This window comes from Sphingomonas donggukensis, assembly GCF_023674425.1.
GTDB classification, from domain to species: Bacteria; Pseudomonadota; Alphaproteobacteria; order Sphingomonadales; family Sphingomonadaceae; genus Sphingomonas; species Sphingomonas donggukensis.
This window is the reverse complement of sequence record NZ_CP098401.1, coordinates 385,187-399,928: the sequence shown is the minus strand read 5'-3', so window position 1 is coordinate 399,928 and position 14,742 is coordinate 385,187. Positions and strand designations below refer to the sequence as shown.

Here is a 14,742-nt window from a genome sequence, read left to right as displayed (position 1 = left end):
ACATCAGGGAGAGTCGCCATGAAACGCCTGCTCGCCGCCGCTCTGCTCGCCGCCCCCGCCACGCTGATCGCCCAGGGTCCGTCGCCCGAGGTCAGGGCCGCGCTCGCCAGCCCGACGCGCCCCGCCGCCGACACCGCCCGCGACGTCGCGCGCAAGCCCGGCGCGTTCATCGCCTTCGCGGGGATCAAGCCCGGCATGAAGGTCGCCGACTATATCATGGGCGGCGGATACTGGACGCGCATCCTGTCCGGCGTCGTCGGTCCTCGCGGAAAGGTCTATGCCTATCAACCCGCCGAATTCATCGGCTTCCGCGCCGCCTACGGCACCGAACAGGACGATGCGGTGAAGGGCCGGGCGAACGTCGTGCCGCTGCGCCCGGGCATCGGCGCCCTCGCCTTTCCAGAGCCGCTGGACGCGATCATCACCGTGCAGAACTGGCACGATCTGCACCTGAAAGTGTCGGGCGCCACGACCGGCAGCCTGGTCGCCAGGCAACTCTACGCCGCGCTGAAGCCCGGCGGGACGCTGGTCGTCGCCGACAACGCCAGCGCCGCGGGCACCGGCTTCACCGTCGCCGACACGCTCCACCGCGCAGAAGGTGCCGCGGTGCGCAAGGAGATTGAGGCCGCCGGCTTCCGCTACGACGGCGAGACGAAGCTGTGGGCCAACCCCGCCGACCCGCACGACAAGATCGTGTTCGACCCCAGCATCCGCGGCAAGGCCGACCAATTCGCCTATCGGTTCAGAAAGCCGAAGTGATTGAGTCCTCCCCGGCACGGGAGGGGGACCAGCCGTAGGCTGGTGGAGGGGGCGGGCCACGTACGGTATCGCTTGTGGCCCGCCCCCTCCGTCAGCGCTGCGCGCTGCCCCCTCCCCGTGCCGGGGAGGAGTTTATGCCATCCGCGCGCGAACCACGCGCTCCAGCACGGTCAGCGGCATAGCACCCAGCTTCAGCACGTCATGGAACGCCCTCGGATCCCACGTCGCTCCTGCCCGCGCCTTCGCGGCATCGCGCAGCTCGACCCATTTGGTGTGGCCGATCTTGTAGCTCGTCGCCTGCCCCGGCCATACCGTGTAGCGATCGATCTCGCCCTGGCTGCGACCGCGCGCGATGCCGGTCGTCGCGATCAGGTAATCGGTCGCCTTCTCGCGGCTCCAGCGTTTCGCGTGCATACCGGAGTCGACTACCAACCTCGTCGCACGGAACAGCAGCGACTGGAGGTAGCCGACCTGCCCCAGCGGGTCGCCGTCGTACATGCCCATCTCGTCGGCGAGCTGCTCGGAATACAGTCCCCACCCTTCCGAATAGCCGCTGAAGCCGCCGCGGCGGCGGATCAGCGGGATGTCCTGGCTCTCCAGCGCGATCATCACCTGCATATGATGCCCCGGCACCGCCTCGTGATAGCTGAGCGTCGCCAGTCCGAACTTCGGCCGATCGAAAGTGTCGCGCAGGTTGATGTAGTAGATGCCGGGCCGCGACCCGTCGAGCGACGCCGCCTGATAATAGCCGCCCGGTGACCCCGCCTGGATCGATGGCGGCACGCGGCGGACCTCGACCGGCGCCTTGGGCAACGTCGCGAATTGCTCCGGCAGGCGCGCGTACATCGCTTTCACCTGCCCGTTCAGCAGCGCCAGCAACTGCTCGCGACCCGGATCGGTGTTCGCGAACAACTGATCGGGCCGCTGGTTGAGCGCCACCAGCCGCGCGCCGACGGTCCCCTGCGTCATCCCCTGCCGCTTCAGGATCGCATCGATCCGCGCCGCAATCTGCGCGACCTGGTCGAGGCCGAGGCGGTGGATGTCGTCGCCCGACAGCGCCACCGTCGATGCCGCCTCCGCCGCGGCGGCGTAATAGGCCTCTCCGTCAGGCAGCCGCCAGACCCCGGCGTCATGGACCGCTTTGGCCCGCAACTCGGTGACCAGCGCGCGCTGACGATCAAGCGCGGGGAACACCTTGTCCGCCACGATGCGCTCGGCGGCGGCGACCCGCGCTCCATCCAGCTTTGCGGCCTTCAACTTCGCCGCCAGTGCCGTCACCATGACGGTCGCTGCGGCGGGCTGGTCGCGGACCGCCGCCAGCTGCTTCAGCGTCGTGTCGAGGATATAGTCGGGCGCGAACACCCCCTTGGCCGCATCCTCGCGCTGCTGCTCAGAACTCTGGTCGATCGCGGTGGCGAACGCGGTCAGGCGGGCGAGATAGGCGTCGGCGTCGCCAGCTGACACGATGCGATGCTGCGATTCCAAGAAGTCGGGAACGTCGCGGTACGGCCCGCTCAACTGGCTCAGCACATAAGGCGCATACCGCCCGCCCGCCGAGCCATAGGTGAAGCGCGCACCCTTCAGCGTCTGCGCCAGCTGATAGTCGACGATATCGTAATCGAGCTGCGACGCCGGGGACAGCGCCGCCCGGTCGAACTTGCGCAGCTCCGCCTGCTCGGTCCGCGCCCGCGCCAGCCCGCGCACCCGTCCGCGCGACCCCTCGTCCGACAGCTTCGACCGCAGCCCCGCCCGCGCGCCCGTGTCGAGCCCCAGCCGCGTCGCGCCCTCCGGGCTTTCGGCCAGCCGGTCGTAGAAGAACCGGTCGAGCATCGCCCGAAACGCCGCATCGTCCCGCGCCGCGGCGGTGGCCGGAACCACGGGCAACGCCGAAGCCACCGCCAAGGCACCACCCCCGGCCAGCAATGCGCGACGATCCATGAAGCTACTCCCGATGATTACCGTATCACCGGAAGGCTATGCGGCAGCACGCCGGGTGTCGAGGCAGTCGGCTGCATCGGGCGTGCGGGTGATCGGGAGGCACAGTGTCAGTAACTCGCGCACGGATGGCCCCTGCAACGCAAAACGGCGGACCCGAAGGCCCGCCGTCCGCTTGTCCATCCGATCCCGCCGCGTCCGCAGCCGAACCGACGATCAGTTCAATCGGCCCAATCCGGCGATCGTCTTGTCGACCAGCGACTGATCGGCCTCCGCACCATGCTTCGCCGCGATCAGCGTGCCCGCGGCGCGGGTAGCGGCGTCGGCGGCCTTAGCGCGGACGTCGGCGATCGCAGTACGCTCGGCGGCCGCGATCTTGTCCTCGGCCATGCGCGCGCGGCGCGTCACCAGGTCCGCGGCGTCGGTTTCGGCCTTGGCGATCATCGCCTTGGCCTCGTCCTCGGCATGTTCGACGATCGCGCGGGTCTGGTTCTCGATGTCGCCCAGCTTGCGCGCATATTCGTCGCGCAGTGCTTCCGCCTCGGTACGAAGCTGCTTGGCTTCCTCCAGACGCTGGCGGATCGCCGCGATCTGCTTGTCGAGGCCAGCGGCGATCACCGCCGGTACCTTCTTGACGATCAGGATCGCCAGGAACGCCAGCATCGCGAGCGACACCCAGACCGTCGCGTCGAGGCCCAGGAAGGCGGGGTCGGCGTGATGCTCGGTGCCGACCTCGGCATGTTCGGTGGTCACGGCCTTGCCGCCCGTATCGGGCAGGCCCTGCGCGTGGTCGGCGTTCGACAGGTTCTGCGCGACCTCGACCGAACCGGCGGTTACGTTAGCCATGCATCGCCGCCTTCACCGCTTTCGCGGCATCCGTCTTGGTGACCTTGGCACCCGACAGGCGCTGGACGATGTCCTGCGCCGCCTCGGTCGCCACGCCTTCGATCTCGGCCATCGCCGCGGTCGATGCCGCCGCGATGTTCGCCTCGGCGGCGGCGATCTGCGCGTTCGAGGTTTCGCCGGCCTTGGCCAGCGTCGCCTCGGTCGCGGCAGCCGCCTTGGCCCGCGCCTCGCCGATCGTGCGCTGGGCACGGTCGCGCGCGGCGTTTTCCTGCGTCCGCCAGCGATCTTCCTGCGCATCGGCTTCGGCCCGCGCGGCTTCCGCCGCGGTCAGGTCGGCCGCGACGCTGGCGTCGCGCAGGTCGATCGTCGACTGGACCTTGGGCACCATCCCCCGGCCGACGACCAGGAAGACGATGCCGAACGTCAGCACCAGCCAGAAGACTTGGCTGGCCCATGTCGCTCCGAGTTGGGCTATCTGGGGCATTGGTTTCCTCGTCGGGCCCGGCGCGCCTGCACCGGACCCCGACTTGAAAAGGATGTTACGCGACGAAGATCAGGATCATCGCGACGACGAACGCGAGCAGGCCGAGCAGCTCGGCGGCCGCGAAGCCGATGAACAGGCGACCCTGCTGGCCGTCGGCAGCGCCCGGATTGCGCAGCGCGCCTTCGAGGAACTGACCGAAGACCGTGCCCACGCCGATGGCGGCCATGCCGGCGCCGATTGCCGCGAGACCCGCACCGATCAGCTTGGCTGCTTCTGCGTCCATTTTAATAACTCCTGCGTGTAAGATGTTGGTTGGTAGTAGAAAACTCAGTGCAGATGCTCGGCATCGTTGATGTACAACGACGTCAGCAGCGCAAAGACATAGGCCTGAATGCCCGCGACCAGCAGCTCGAGTGCCGAGATGCCGACCATCAGCGTGAAGCTGGGGATGCCGACCAGCACGCCGTAGCCGGCGCCGGCGTTGGCCGAATTGATGACGAAGCCGGCCAGCACCTTCAGCAGCACGTGGCCCGCCGTCATCGCGACGAACAGTCGCAGGCCGAGCGAGAACGGCCGCACGATGAACGAGACGAATTCGATCGGCGCGATCACCGGAATCATCGGCAGCGGCGTGCCGTGCGGCACGAACAGGCTGAAGAAATGCAGGCCATGCTTCCAGAAGCCGACGACCAGCACGATCGAGAAGCTCATGATCGCCAGCACGCCGGTGATCGTGAAGTGGCTGGTGAAGGTGAACGGATGCACCCCGACGACGCCCAGCGGCAGCAGGCCCAGCACGTTGGCGAACAGGATGAACATGAACAGCGAGAAGACGTAGGGCAGATACTTGCGGCCGGTCGCCTTGCCCAGGTTCTGAGTCAGCAGCGAATCGATGAAGTTCGTGAACCCCTCGACCATCATCTGCCAGCGGCCGGGTACGATCTGGCGCTTCATGCCGCCCAGCATGAACAGCCACAGCACCACGACCGTCACACACATCCATGCGGCGGAATTGGTGAAGGCGATCTGGTGGCCCCCGATCGTGAAGCCGTCCCAGATCGTCTGCACCTGGAACTGGTGCATCGGGTCGATCTTGGTGGACTGTCCTGACACGCGCTCGCTTCCTGAAAACCTGGCCAAAGATACGTGGCCGAAATTACAAGAGACGCCCGAAAATCACTTCGAGCGTCCGCTGGAAATCCTGATGATGTTCCTGAACGCCGCCGCTATCCCGAGGAACAGCAGGCCGAGCAGGAGCCACGGGGACGTACCGAGGAACCGGTCGAGCACCCAGCCGACCAGCGCCCCTCCGACCATTCCCCCGATCAGTTCGGCAAGCACACGATTGCCCAGGCGATAGCTCGCCTCGGATCCATCCTGTGCCTCTCCGGTCCTGATCGCCTCGTCGGTCTTCGCCCGGGCCAGCCGCTCATCGAGCGAAATCAGTCGGGCGTCCTCTGCGAGTGGGTCCAGTCCGGGCTCTCTCTCTGCCACGCGTCATGCTCCACTCTTGCGATAAAGCGGGCATGTCGAACAGCCGAGCGGCGAGCCCGCCAAGGCACGCGCGCTTTAGAAAACGGGTTGGGCCGAGTCAACCGAAACCCCATCTCCCGCGGGGGAGATGGGGCGAAGGTATCAGCCAGTCGCGCAGCAGCCAGCGTTCAGACGCAGCGCGCGTCGCGGGTCGGTGCGCCAGCACCGCGGGTCATCCACTGGCCGGTCGGCGACTGGTATTTCTCGCCCGGCTGGGTCTGTGCGATCAGGTTGCAGCCCGAGACGAACGCGAATTGCTCGATCGTCGATCCGTTGCCGGCCTGCTTGGCATACGCCGCCTTGCGCTGGATATTGATGTTGTTGACCAGCGCGCGCAGCGCCGCCGTCGGGCTGCCGACGATGCCCAGATAGCCGTCGGGCTGCTCGCCGACCTCGCCCGATGCGCGGGCAGCGGCATAGGCGGGATCGCGCTGCGCATAGGCGGCGGTCGCGACGAACGCGCCAGCGGCAGCGACGGCGATCAGCGCAGCGATGTGAAGCGTCTTCATGGTCAGAAAATCCCCGGGTTGTTCTGGATCAGCGATTTCGCCTCGCCATCGAGACGATACACCACTTCCTGGGTGATCGAGATGTTCAGGTTGATGACGATCGGCTTGTCGGGCGCGGTCACGTTCACGCACCCGCCCGTCAAACCGGTCATTGCCATCGCCAGAACCATCGTCCTCTTCATTCCCAGGATGCTCGCGCAACCCCGCGCAGAGTGCAATCCGGTATCGTTCATGGCTTCTTCTCGCTTTCGGGAGGCTGAATGGCGGGAGGCTGAATGGCGGGAGACTGAATGACGTTGGGCAGCAGCCCCTGCTCGCGGCGTTTCCGCTCCTCGAGCAAGGCGGGCAAGTTGCGTTCGATCAGACGCGACGGATCGTAATAGCTGCGCACCGAATCGGCGAGCTGTCGGAAGGGCGCCCGAATCGTGATGTTGAAGACGAACGGCAGCTTCGCCAGCCGGCGGATGATGAAATTGCTCTTGGTCCCCGCCCCCTGACTGACCCCGGCAAAGCGGATCTCGGTCACCATCTCGCCCGCCAGCGGGCCGTTCAGCGTCAGGTTGAGCTGGCGGTAATTCAGCGCCTTCAGCGCCTGGAACGCCAGATTGCCCCAGACGCCAACGTCCTTTTCGGTGATCGTCCCGATATAGGCGATGCTGCCGCCCGCACGGCTGGCGAGCCGCCCGTTCTCGATCCGCCCGCCGCGTTCGTCGAAGATCATCGGCAGCGTCCCGTCGAAAATGCCGGTCGCCTGGAGATTGTCGAAATCGAACTGCTGAAGGAACGCGGCGGCGTCGGCGCGGACGACGTTGAACGTCATCCGCCGTTCTTGGTTGGCGTTGAAGTCGAGCAGGGTCGGGTCGAGCGTCAATTCGCCGCCGGCAAACGGCCACCGCGCACCCGCCACCTGCACGCGCGAATTGCCGACCAGCTGAAACCGCACCGTGCCGTTTTCGACCGTGATGCCGGGATTGATCGTCTCCACGGTCGCAATCTGTTCGGGCGCTGAGACGAGGCCTAGCAGGTCGGTGAACACGATCCGCCCCTTGATCCCCGATACCGGCCCGAACGCGGCGGCCAGGTCCATGCGATCGGTGCCGAAGCTGCCGGTGCTGGTCACGCCATCGCGGTTCCAGGCGATGTCGCCCTGTCCCGCCACGCTGCCGTCGACCGCGGCGATGACGCCGTAGGTGATCGGGGTCAGGTCGTCGGGCTGGAGTCCCTTGGTGGCGAAGCGGATGTTCGGGACGGTCAGGCGCGCCCGCCCCGCGCCGCTCGACAGCAGATGCGCGAGCGTGACGTCGGCGACCTTCGACCCGTCCTTCGGCGCGATCAGCACGCCGCGGGCGGTGATGCGACCGCCGGCGAGCGTCAGCGCGACCTGCCTTCCGTCCAATGGCTTGAACCGCGGTTCGGGCGCGGCGTCGGAGACTTTCAGCGCGCCGGTCAGGTCCAGCACCCCGCGCTGCAATCGCCAGTCGCCGGCGGCATCGGAGAGAATCAGCGGCACGTTGCCGATCTGCCCGCCTGCGCCCGCGAAACTGCCCGACACCCCACCGCCGGCGATCCGCCCCTCGATCCGCCCCGCATCGATCCGCGTGACGCGCCCCGCCGCACCGATCCGCGCGGCGACCTCGCGCAAGCCGAAGCCACCGTCGCCCAGCCGCAACTCGGACCCTGCCGCCGCCAGCGTCAGCGGACTGCCGCCGAGCGTGCCCGTCAGCCGCGGCGCCGCGATCCGCGCGCCGCCACCCAACTGCCCGCGATCGAGCGTCACCAGGGCACCCTGCGTCGGGCATAGCGCCAGCCGCGCCGGGTTCAGCACCAGCCCCGAGATCGACAGCCGCCGCCACGCAACCGGCGTACAGGCCGGATTGACGACCAGCCGCGCGCCCCGCCACCGCGCATCGACGGGCAGGCGCAAGCCGTCGATGCGACCGTCGCCGAGCGGGCCCGACAGCGTTGCCACGGTCGTCACCTGCGTGATGGATGCCCCCAGCCCGCGGAAGGCGACCGGGGTCAACGCCAGCGTTGCGCCGCCCGCGCTGTAGGGGGCGACGACCGCGCGCCCGCTCAGACCGCCGGGGGTCTGCACGAGGTCGACCGTCGCCTGCGGCAGGCCGCCGCCCGCGATCGCGATGCGCCCGCCCGTCTCGATGTTGCCGAAGCGCAGTTGTTCTCCGCCGACGCTCATCCGCGCGCCGCTGGTCGACGAGGCCTCCAGCGCGGTCAGCCGCACTGCCGCACGCCCGCCGCGCACCACCGCCTCGACCGCGCCGTCCGCGCTTAGGTCGCGGGCCGCGGCGACGACTGCGCGCGACAGCGCCGTCGCCAGCGGCGCGATCGGAGTGCCGGCCCCGGTGTCGAGCCGACGCACGCCCGCAACCAGATCGGGTGCGATGGCGGCGTGCGCGACCTGCGTCCGTCCGGCGAATTCTGCCCCGCCTGCTCCGACACGATAGCGCCCGTCGAGCGTCAGGCTTTCGGCACCGCCCTGCGGCGCACGCGGCCGGGCGGCGGTCAGGCTGGCGTCGCCGGCGGTCGCCTGCGCAGTGCCGGCGAAGGTCAGCCGCGCCATCGTCTGCCCGACCGCATAGCTGCCGCTGCGCGCGCCCGCCGCCGCCAGGCGCGTCCGACCAGTCCAGCGATCGAGCGCGGCGCCGAGCGTCACCGCCACGTCCGCGGCGATGCCGGAAACTTCGGCGCCGCCGCAGTCCAGGCTTGCCAGCCGCGTCGGCCCCTCGATCGTCGGGCGCCCGCCGCTGATCCGCACCGCCGTCGCCGCCGCCGCGCGCGTTGCGGTGCAGCCGTCGAGCACCAGCCGGTCGCTGACTGCCGCCAGACGCCCGGCAAAACCGTCGTTCAATTTGCCCGAACCCTTGAGCTTCACGCCGACCAGCCCGTAGGGTGTCTCGACGCGCAGCCGCACGTCCTCCAGCCGCGCATCGAGCGCGGGCAGCGCGAACGGCTTGCCGCTCGGCGGCGGCATCAGCCGGTCGATCGCGCCGAGCGAGAGCTTTCCGTCGATCAGCCGCGCGCGCATCCGCACGTGTCCCGCCGACAGCCCGGTGACGGTCGCGCCCGACAGGCCGACATGCGTCGCGACCTCGACCCAATCGGCGACCAGATCGGGGTTCGCGGGATCGCCGATGACGACATCGGTCAGGCGCTGCGTCGACAGTCCGATGCTGGCGATCTTGTAGCGCGCGGGCACGCCGCGCTTGGCAAGTTCGCGTGCCACAAAGCCGGTCGCGATCGGCTTGCGCTGCGTCCACACGCCGACCACGGCGATGACGAACACGATCAGCAGCGCGATCAGCGTGCGCCAGCGCCGCTTCATGCGCCGCCTGCCGCCCCCTTCGCCCATCGTCTCGCCATCGGCGTCCGTCACTCGATACTCCCGATTGCGCCGCGACGCCGGATCGTCGTAACTCTGGCCGCGGATGGACGTTCCTGCAACCACGCCCGACGATGCCATCGGCCACCGCGCCCGGTTGCGCAGCCGCCTGTTCGAACATGGCGGCGAAACCCTGCCCGATTACGAACTGCTCGAATATCTGCTCGCGCTCGCCATCCCGCGCCGCGATACCAAACCGCTGGCGAAGGCGCTGCTGCGCGAATTCGCAACCCTGTCGGGGGTGATGACCGCCGACGCCGCCGACCTGGCGCGGGTGAAGGGCATGGGCGAAACCTCGGTCGCGGCGATCAAGGCGGCGCATGCGATCGCGCTCAGGCTGTTGAAGACGACGACGTCCGATCTGCCGATCCTGTCGAACTGGCAGGCGCTGCTCGATTATCTGCGCGCCGACATGGCGCACCACGCGGTCGAGCGCGTGCGGGTGCTGCACCTGTCGAGCAGGAACCAGCTGATCCGCGACGAAGTGATGAATGAGGGGACCATCGACGAGGCGCCGGTCTATGCCCGCGAAGTGATCCGCCGCGCGCTGCAGATCGGATCGGCGGCGATCATCCTGGTCCACAACCATCCGTCGGGCGACGCCAGCCCCAGCCGCGCCGACATCCAGATCACCCGCGCCATCGCCGATGCCGGCAGGCCGCTGGGCGTCGCGCTGCACGACCATATCATCATCGCTGCGGGCGGCCACACAAGCCTGAGGGCGCAGGGGCTGATCTGAGAGCGCCTTGTCGCCGCTGTCTCAGCGACCGAAGCCGAAGCGCCACCATTTGCGCCGCCGCGCCGGCACCCGCCCCTCGCGCACATCGGCGGCGCGGATCAGGTCGTAGCCAAGGATGCGCAGCTGTTGCACGGTCAGCACGACGTCGAATTCGTCGAAGGCATCCTTGCGCAAGTCGAGCTTCGAGCGCGCCGCCTGGATGCGCAGGATCGCGCCCTTACCGGTCGCGATGTGTCGCCAGCCGATTAGCGACCCCATGAACACGGCCTCGGCAGGGGCAGGCTGGGCTTCGGGCATGACGACGACCTTCGAACGATGCGTTGCGGTCGCCGTCCAACGGTGGACCGACCGGCGCTCGCCTGCATACGCCACGCAAGCGCCGGTCGTCATCTCCCCTTAGTTGAGGTGATGGGTCAGCGTGATCTCCGCATTCAACAGCTTCGACACCGGGCAGCCCTTTTTCGCTTCTTCGGCGATGGTCGCGAATTCCTCGGCGCTCATGCCGTCGACCGTGGCGGTCAGGTCGAGTTCGGACTTGGTGATTTTGAACCCGTCGCCATCCTTTTCCAGCGTCACCGCGGCAGTCGTCGCCAGCGTGCCCGCGGTCTTGCCCGCCTTCGCCAGCGCGAAGCTCAACGCCATCGTGAAGCAGCTGGCATGGGCGGCGGCGATCAGCTCCTCGGGGTTGGTACCCGGCTCGTTCTCGAAGCGCGTATTGAAGCCGTAAGGGTTATCGGCGAGCACGCCCGACTGGGTCGAAACGCTGCCCTTGCCATCCTTGCCGAGGCCTTCGTAGCGGGCGGATGCAGTGCGGGTCGTCATGATCGTATCTCCTGGTCGGGATGGAACTCCCCGCCCGAACGCCTCCGCACGGCTTCGGGTCCGTCGCGCGTTGCAGCCGGCGCGGCGAACGGGCATCACCGCGCGATGGGACCATCGCTTGCGCACCGGCTGAGGATCGAGACCCACGCGGTGTGGCTGGCGGTGCGCGATCCGCGGACGCCGTGGCCGGCACGCGCGCTCGGCATGATCGTCGCGGCCTATGCGCTGTCGCCGATCGACCTGATCCCGGACGTGATCCCGGTGCTGGGCCTGCTCGACGACGCCCTGCTGATCCCCGCCGGCGTCTGGTTGATGACGCGGCTGATCCCGGCGGCGCTGATGGCCGAGTTTCGCGCGACGGCCGAGCAGGCGGCAGAGCGACCGGTCAGCCGGACCGGCGTCGTGTTGGTCGTCGCGACGTGGATCGCGGTGCTGGTCGCCCTGTGGTGGCTACTGCGCGGACGCTGGGACTGACGCTCGTTCAGCCGGGGTGCGCGGCGATCCAGTCCTCGACTACCGGCGCGATTTTCTCGCGCCACTTGCTGCCGTTGAAGATGCCGTAGTGCCCGACACCCGGCGCCATGTGGTACCGCTTCAGCTTCGCCGGCAGCTTGGTTGCGATGGTCAGCGCCGCCTTGGTCTGGCCTAGCCCGGAGATATCGTCGCGCTCGCCCTCGATCGCCAGCACCGCGATGTCAGTGATCGCGGCGGGATCTACCGTGCGCCCGCGGTGCAGCATCGTGCCCTTGGGCAGGCTGTGGTCCTGGAACACGGTGTGGATGGTCTGGAGGTAAAATTCGGCGGTCATATCGCAGACCGAACGATATTCTTCGTAGAAATCCATCGTCGCATCGGCGCTCTCGCCGTCGCCCGCGACCAGATGCTTGAACAGCTCCCAATGCGAATTCATGTGGCTGCCGAGGTTCATCGTCATGAAGCCGGCGAGCTGCAGGAAGCCCGGATACACTCGACGCCCCGCACCCGGATAGGTCACCGGGATGGTGGCGATGACGTTCTGCGAGAACCAGCTGTGCGGGCGTTCGGTCGCCAATGTGTTGACCGCGGTCGGCGCCTCGCGCGTGTCGATCGGACCGCCCATCATCGTCAGCGTCGCCGGGCGATTGGGGTGCTTGTCGGCGCTCATCACGCAGGCGGCGGCGTAGCAGGGCACCGACGGCTGGCACACTGCCAGCATGTGCGGACGCTCAGCGCCTTCGCCACCGATCACCTCGAGAAATTCGATCAGGTAATCGACATAATCGTCCAGGTCGAAACTGCCGTCCGATACCGGCACCAGCTTCGCGTCGCGCCAGTCGGTGATGTACACGTCGTGCCCCGGCAGCGTACGCTCGACCGTGCCGCGCAGCAGCGTCGCGTAATGGCCCGACATCGGCGCCACGATCAGCAGCTTCGGACCGCCCTCGACACCCTCGCGCACGAACCGCTTGAGCTGGCCGAAGGGCTTGCGCAGCACGATCTGCTCGGTGACCGCGACGGTCTTGCCGTCGACGACCGTTTCGGTCAGCCCGAACGCCGGCTTGCCGCGCGGGGCGGAGGCGTGGGCGAACACTTCCAGCGCCGACGACAGCACCGGGCCGCCGCCGAAATAGGAGAAGGGATTGGCCGGATTGTTCAGCCAGCCGACCGAGAAATTCGCCAGCGCACTCGCGCCGGCCAGCATCGACCGCTGCATTTCATAGGCATTATAGAGCATTCGGTATGTCCCTGCCGCCAAGGCCCCGCGCACGGCTTTCGATCGACGGTATAGCGCCGACAGGTTGCGAAACAATCATCATATAGTGCAGTGCAGCGAGCGGGCCGTGGCAAAGGTTCCCCCGACGCGCAGTTCACGCTAGGCGCTGGTGTAACATGGCAGCCTCCCCGACCCCGCCCGCCCCCATTCCCGCCACCGGCCGCATCGGCAATCTGCGCACGATCTGGGCGATCACGACGCGCTATCCGGCGCGGATCGCCGCCGCGCTGTCGGCGATGCTGGTCGCGGCGCTGGCGACGCTGGCAATCCCGTCCAGCTTCAAGCTCATCATCGACCGCGGCTTTGCCGGTGGCGGCGACGATATCGGGCGCTGGTTCCAGTATCTGCTGCTGATCGTGCTGGTGATGGCGATCGCGACCGCGTTCCGCTTCTATTTCGTGTCGTGGATCGGCGAGCGCGTCGTCGCCGACCTGCGCATTGCGGTGCTCACCAACCTGCTGCGCCAGAGCCCGAGCTTCTTCGAGGAAAATCGCCCCTCCGAAATCGCCAGCCGGATGACGTCGGACACCACGATCATCGAACAGCTCGTCGGATCGACGATCTCGATCGCGGTGCGCAATGTCATCGTCGGGGTGGGCGGGATCGTTTATCTGTTCACGCTGTCGCCGAAGCTCACCGGCCTGCTGCTGCTGGGCATCCCGCTCGTCATCCTGCCGATCGCGCTATTGGGCCGGCGCGTGCGGTCGATCTCGCGCTCCAGCCAGGACCGGGTCGCCGACGTCGGCGCGATGGTCAGCGAGACATTGGGCGCGATGAAGATCGTCCAGGCGTTCGGCCAGCAGGACCGCGAGCGCACGCGCTTCACCGACACCGCCGAGCGCGTGTTCGGCACAGCCAAGCGCCGCATCCTCCTGCGCGCGATCATGACCGCGACCGTCATCGGGCTCATCTTTTCCGCGATCACGATGGTGATGTGGCAGGGCGCGATCGACGTGTCGGAAGGGCGGATGACCGGCGGCACCATCGCCGCGTTCGTGCTGACCGGCGGGCTGGTTGCGGGCGCGTTCGGCGCGCTGACCGAGGTGTGGGGCGACCTGCTACGCGGATCGGGCGCCGCCGGGCGGCTCGCCGAACTGCTGGCCGTCCACCCCGACATCGCCGCGCCAGCGCACCCCGTCGCGCTGCCCGAACCGGCGCGGGGCGCGATCCGCTTCGAGCATGTGACGTTCCGCTATCCCACTCGCCCCGATTTCGCTGCGCTCGACGATTTTTCGCTCGACGTGCGGCCGGGCGAAACCGTCGCCGTCGTCGGCCCGTCGGGCGCGGGCAAATCGACGCTGTTCCAGCTCGTCCAGCGCTTCTACGATCCCGACGCCGGCACCGTCAGCGTCGACGGCGTGCCGGTGCCGCAGGCCGATCCGGAGGCGATCCGCGCGCGCATCGCGATGGTGCCGCAGGAGACGGTGATCTTCGCCGCATCGGCGCGCGATAATCTGCGCTACGGCCACTGGGACTCAAGCGACGCGCAGCTGTGGGACGCGGCCGAAGCCGCCAACGCCGCCGATTTCCTGCGCGCGCTGCCCGACGGGCTCGATACCTATCTGGGTGAGGGCGGTGCGCGATTGTCGGGCGGCCAACGCCAGCGCATCGCCATCGCCCGCGCGCTGCTGCGCGACGCGCCGATCCTGCTGCTCGACGAGGCGACCAGTGCGCTGGATGCCGAAAGCGAGCGGCTGGTACAAATCGCGCTGGAGCGACTGATGGCCGACCGCACCACCCTGGTCATCGCCCACCGCCTGGCGACCGTCCGCGCTGCTGGGCGGATCGTGGTGATGGACGGCGGGCGCATCGTCGAGACGGGCACGCACGGCGAACTGATGCGGACCAGCGGGCTGTATGCGCGGCTGGCGAGCCTGCAATTTTCGGAGCATGCGGCTTAGGCGGGGGACTGGCGAGGCTTCTTCTTCACCCGTTCGCCTCGAGTAGTCGTCGAGCTTGTCGAGA

The 14,742-nt window shown here is 68.2% G+C and carries 16 protein-coding genes; 4 read left to right on the top strand and 12 right to left on the bottom strand.

Annotation, left to right across the window (positions count from 1 at the left end):
* Positions 1-18: 18 nt before the first annotated feature.
* Positions 19-759 carry a class I SAM-dependent methyltransferase gene (locus M9980_RS01895; RefSeq protein ID WP_250752759.1) on the top strand — a complete coding sequence of 247 codons (741 nt, stop codon included), beginning with the start codon at positions 19-21 and terminating at the stop codon, positions 757-759.
* 132 nt (positions 760-891) lie between these two features.
* Here M9980_RS01895 and M9980_RS01890 read toward each other — a convergent pair whose 3' ends face one another.
* The 9 genes from M9980_RS01890 to M9980_RS14260 all read right to left on the bottom strand — a co-directional run bounded on the left by M9980_RS01890 (position 892) and on the right by M9980_RS14260 (position 9,457).
* Positions 892-2,697, bottom strand: a complete 1,806-nt coding sequence (locus M9980_RS01890; RefSeq protein WP_250752758.1) for a DUF885 domain-containing protein — start codon at positions 2,695-2,697, stop codon at positions 892-894.
* Positions 2,698-2,910: 213 nt separating this feature from the next.
* Positions 2,911-3,540, bottom strand: coding sequence for a F0F1 ATP synthase subunit B family protein (locus tag M9980_RS01885; protein ID WP_250752756.1), 630 nt, complete (start codon positions 3,538-3,540; stop codon positions 2,911-2,913).
* Positions 3,533-4,024 (bottom strand): F0F1 ATP synthase subunit B family protein, encoded by a 492-nt coding sequence (locus tag M9980_RS01880; RefSeq protein ID WP_250752753.1) that lies wholly within the window; start codon positions 4,022-4,024, stop codon positions 3,533-3,535. The genes M9980_RS01885 and M9980_RS01880 overlap by 8 nt, the downstream gene beginning before the upstream one ends.
* A gap of 55 nt (positions 4,025-4,079) precedes the next feature.
* Positions 4,080-4,307 (bottom strand): F0F1 ATP synthase subunit C, encoded by a 228-nt coding sequence (locus tag M9980_RS01875; RefSeq protein WP_250752750.1) that lies wholly within the window; start codon positions 4,305-4,307, stop codon positions 4,080-4,082.
* A 44-nt stretch (positions 4,308-4,351) separates the two neighbouring features.
* Positions 4,352-5,137, bottom strand: coding sequence for a F0F1 ATP synthase subunit A (locus M9980_RS01870; protein WP_250752747.1), 786 nt, complete (start codon positions 5,135-5,137; stop codon positions 4,352-4,354).
* A 63-nt stretch (positions 5,138-5,200) separates the two neighbouring features.
* Positions 5,201-5,518 (bottom strand): AtpZ/AtpI family protein, encoded by a 318-nt coding sequence (locus M9980_RS01865; RefSeq protein ID WP_250752745.1) that lies wholly within the window; start codon positions 5,516-5,518, stop codon positions 5,201-5,203.
* Positions 5,519-5,685: 167 nt separating this feature from the next.
* Positions 5,686-6,066, bottom strand: coding sequence for a YdbL family probable chaperone protein (locus tag M9980_RS01860; protein WP_250752743.1), 381 nt, complete (start codon positions 6,064-6,066; stop codon positions 5,686-5,688).
* Between the two features lie 2 nt (positions 6,067-6,068).
* Positions 6,069-6,248, bottom strand: coding sequence for a YnbE family lipoprotein (locus M9980_RS01855; RefSeq protein WP_250752741.1), 180 nt, complete (start codon positions 6,246-6,248; stop codon positions 6,069-6,071).
* Between the two features lie 47 nt (positions 6,249-6,295).
* Positions 6,296-9,457, bottom strand: coding sequence for an intermembrane phospholipid transport YdbH family protein (locus M9980_RS14260; RefSeq protein WP_277998307.1), 3,162 nt, complete (start codon positions 9,455-9,457; stop codon positions 6,296-6,298).
* 52 nt (positions 9,458-9,509) lie between these two features.
* Between M9980_RS14260 and radC the strand changes: the two genes are divergently transcribed.
* Positions 9,510-10,202: a RadC family protein gene (gene radC, locus M9980_RS01845; protein ID WP_250752739.1), complete on the top strand. Its 693-nt coding sequence runs from the start codon at positions 9,510-9,512 to the stop codon at positions 10,200-10,202.
* A 21-nt stretch (positions 10,203-10,223) separates the two neighbouring features.
* Here the strand turns inward: radC and M9980_RS01840 are convergent, their stop codons facing one another.
* Positions 10,224-10,592, bottom strand: a complete 369-nt coding sequence (locus M9980_RS01840; RefSeq protein WP_250752737.1) for a hypothetical protein — start codon at positions 10,590-10,592, stop codon at positions 10,224-10,226.
* A gap of 6 nt (positions 10,593-10,598) precedes the next feature.
* The gene (locus M9980_RS01835; RefSeq protein ID WP_250752735.1) at positions 10,599-11,024 is read right to left on the bottom strand and encodes an OsmC family protein; all 426 of its coding nucleotides are present in this window, start codon (positions 11,022-11,024) and stop codon (positions 10,599-10,601) included.
* Between the two features lie 105 nt (positions 11,025-11,129).
* Here M9980_RS01835 and M9980_RS01830 point away from each other — a divergent pair, with 105 nt between their 5' ends.
* Entirely contained in the window at positions 11,130-11,498 is a 369-nt protein-coding gene (locus M9980_RS01830; protein ID WP_250752733.1) for a YkvA family protein, read from the top strand.
* 7 nt (positions 11,499-11,505) lie between these two features.
* On the opposite strand, the gene M9980_RS01825 is transcribed toward M9980_RS01830, so the two are convergent.
* Complete coding sequence (locus M9980_RS01825; RefSeq protein WP_250752731.1) at positions 11,506-12,738, bottom strand: polyhydroxyalkanoate depolymerase; 1,233 nt, start codon at positions 12,736-12,738, stop codon at positions 11,506-11,508.
* Between the two features lie 155 nt (positions 12,739-12,893).
* On the opposite strand from M9980_RS01825, the gene M9980_RS01820 reads away from it, so the two are divergent.
* Positions 12,894-14,678, top strand: coding sequence for an ABC transporter transmembrane domain-containing protein (locus M9980_RS01820; RefSeq protein WP_250752728.1), 1,785 nt, complete (start codon positions 12,894-12,896; stop codon positions 14,676-14,678).
* The last annotated feature ends 64 nt before the right edge of the window (positions 14,679-14,742 follow it).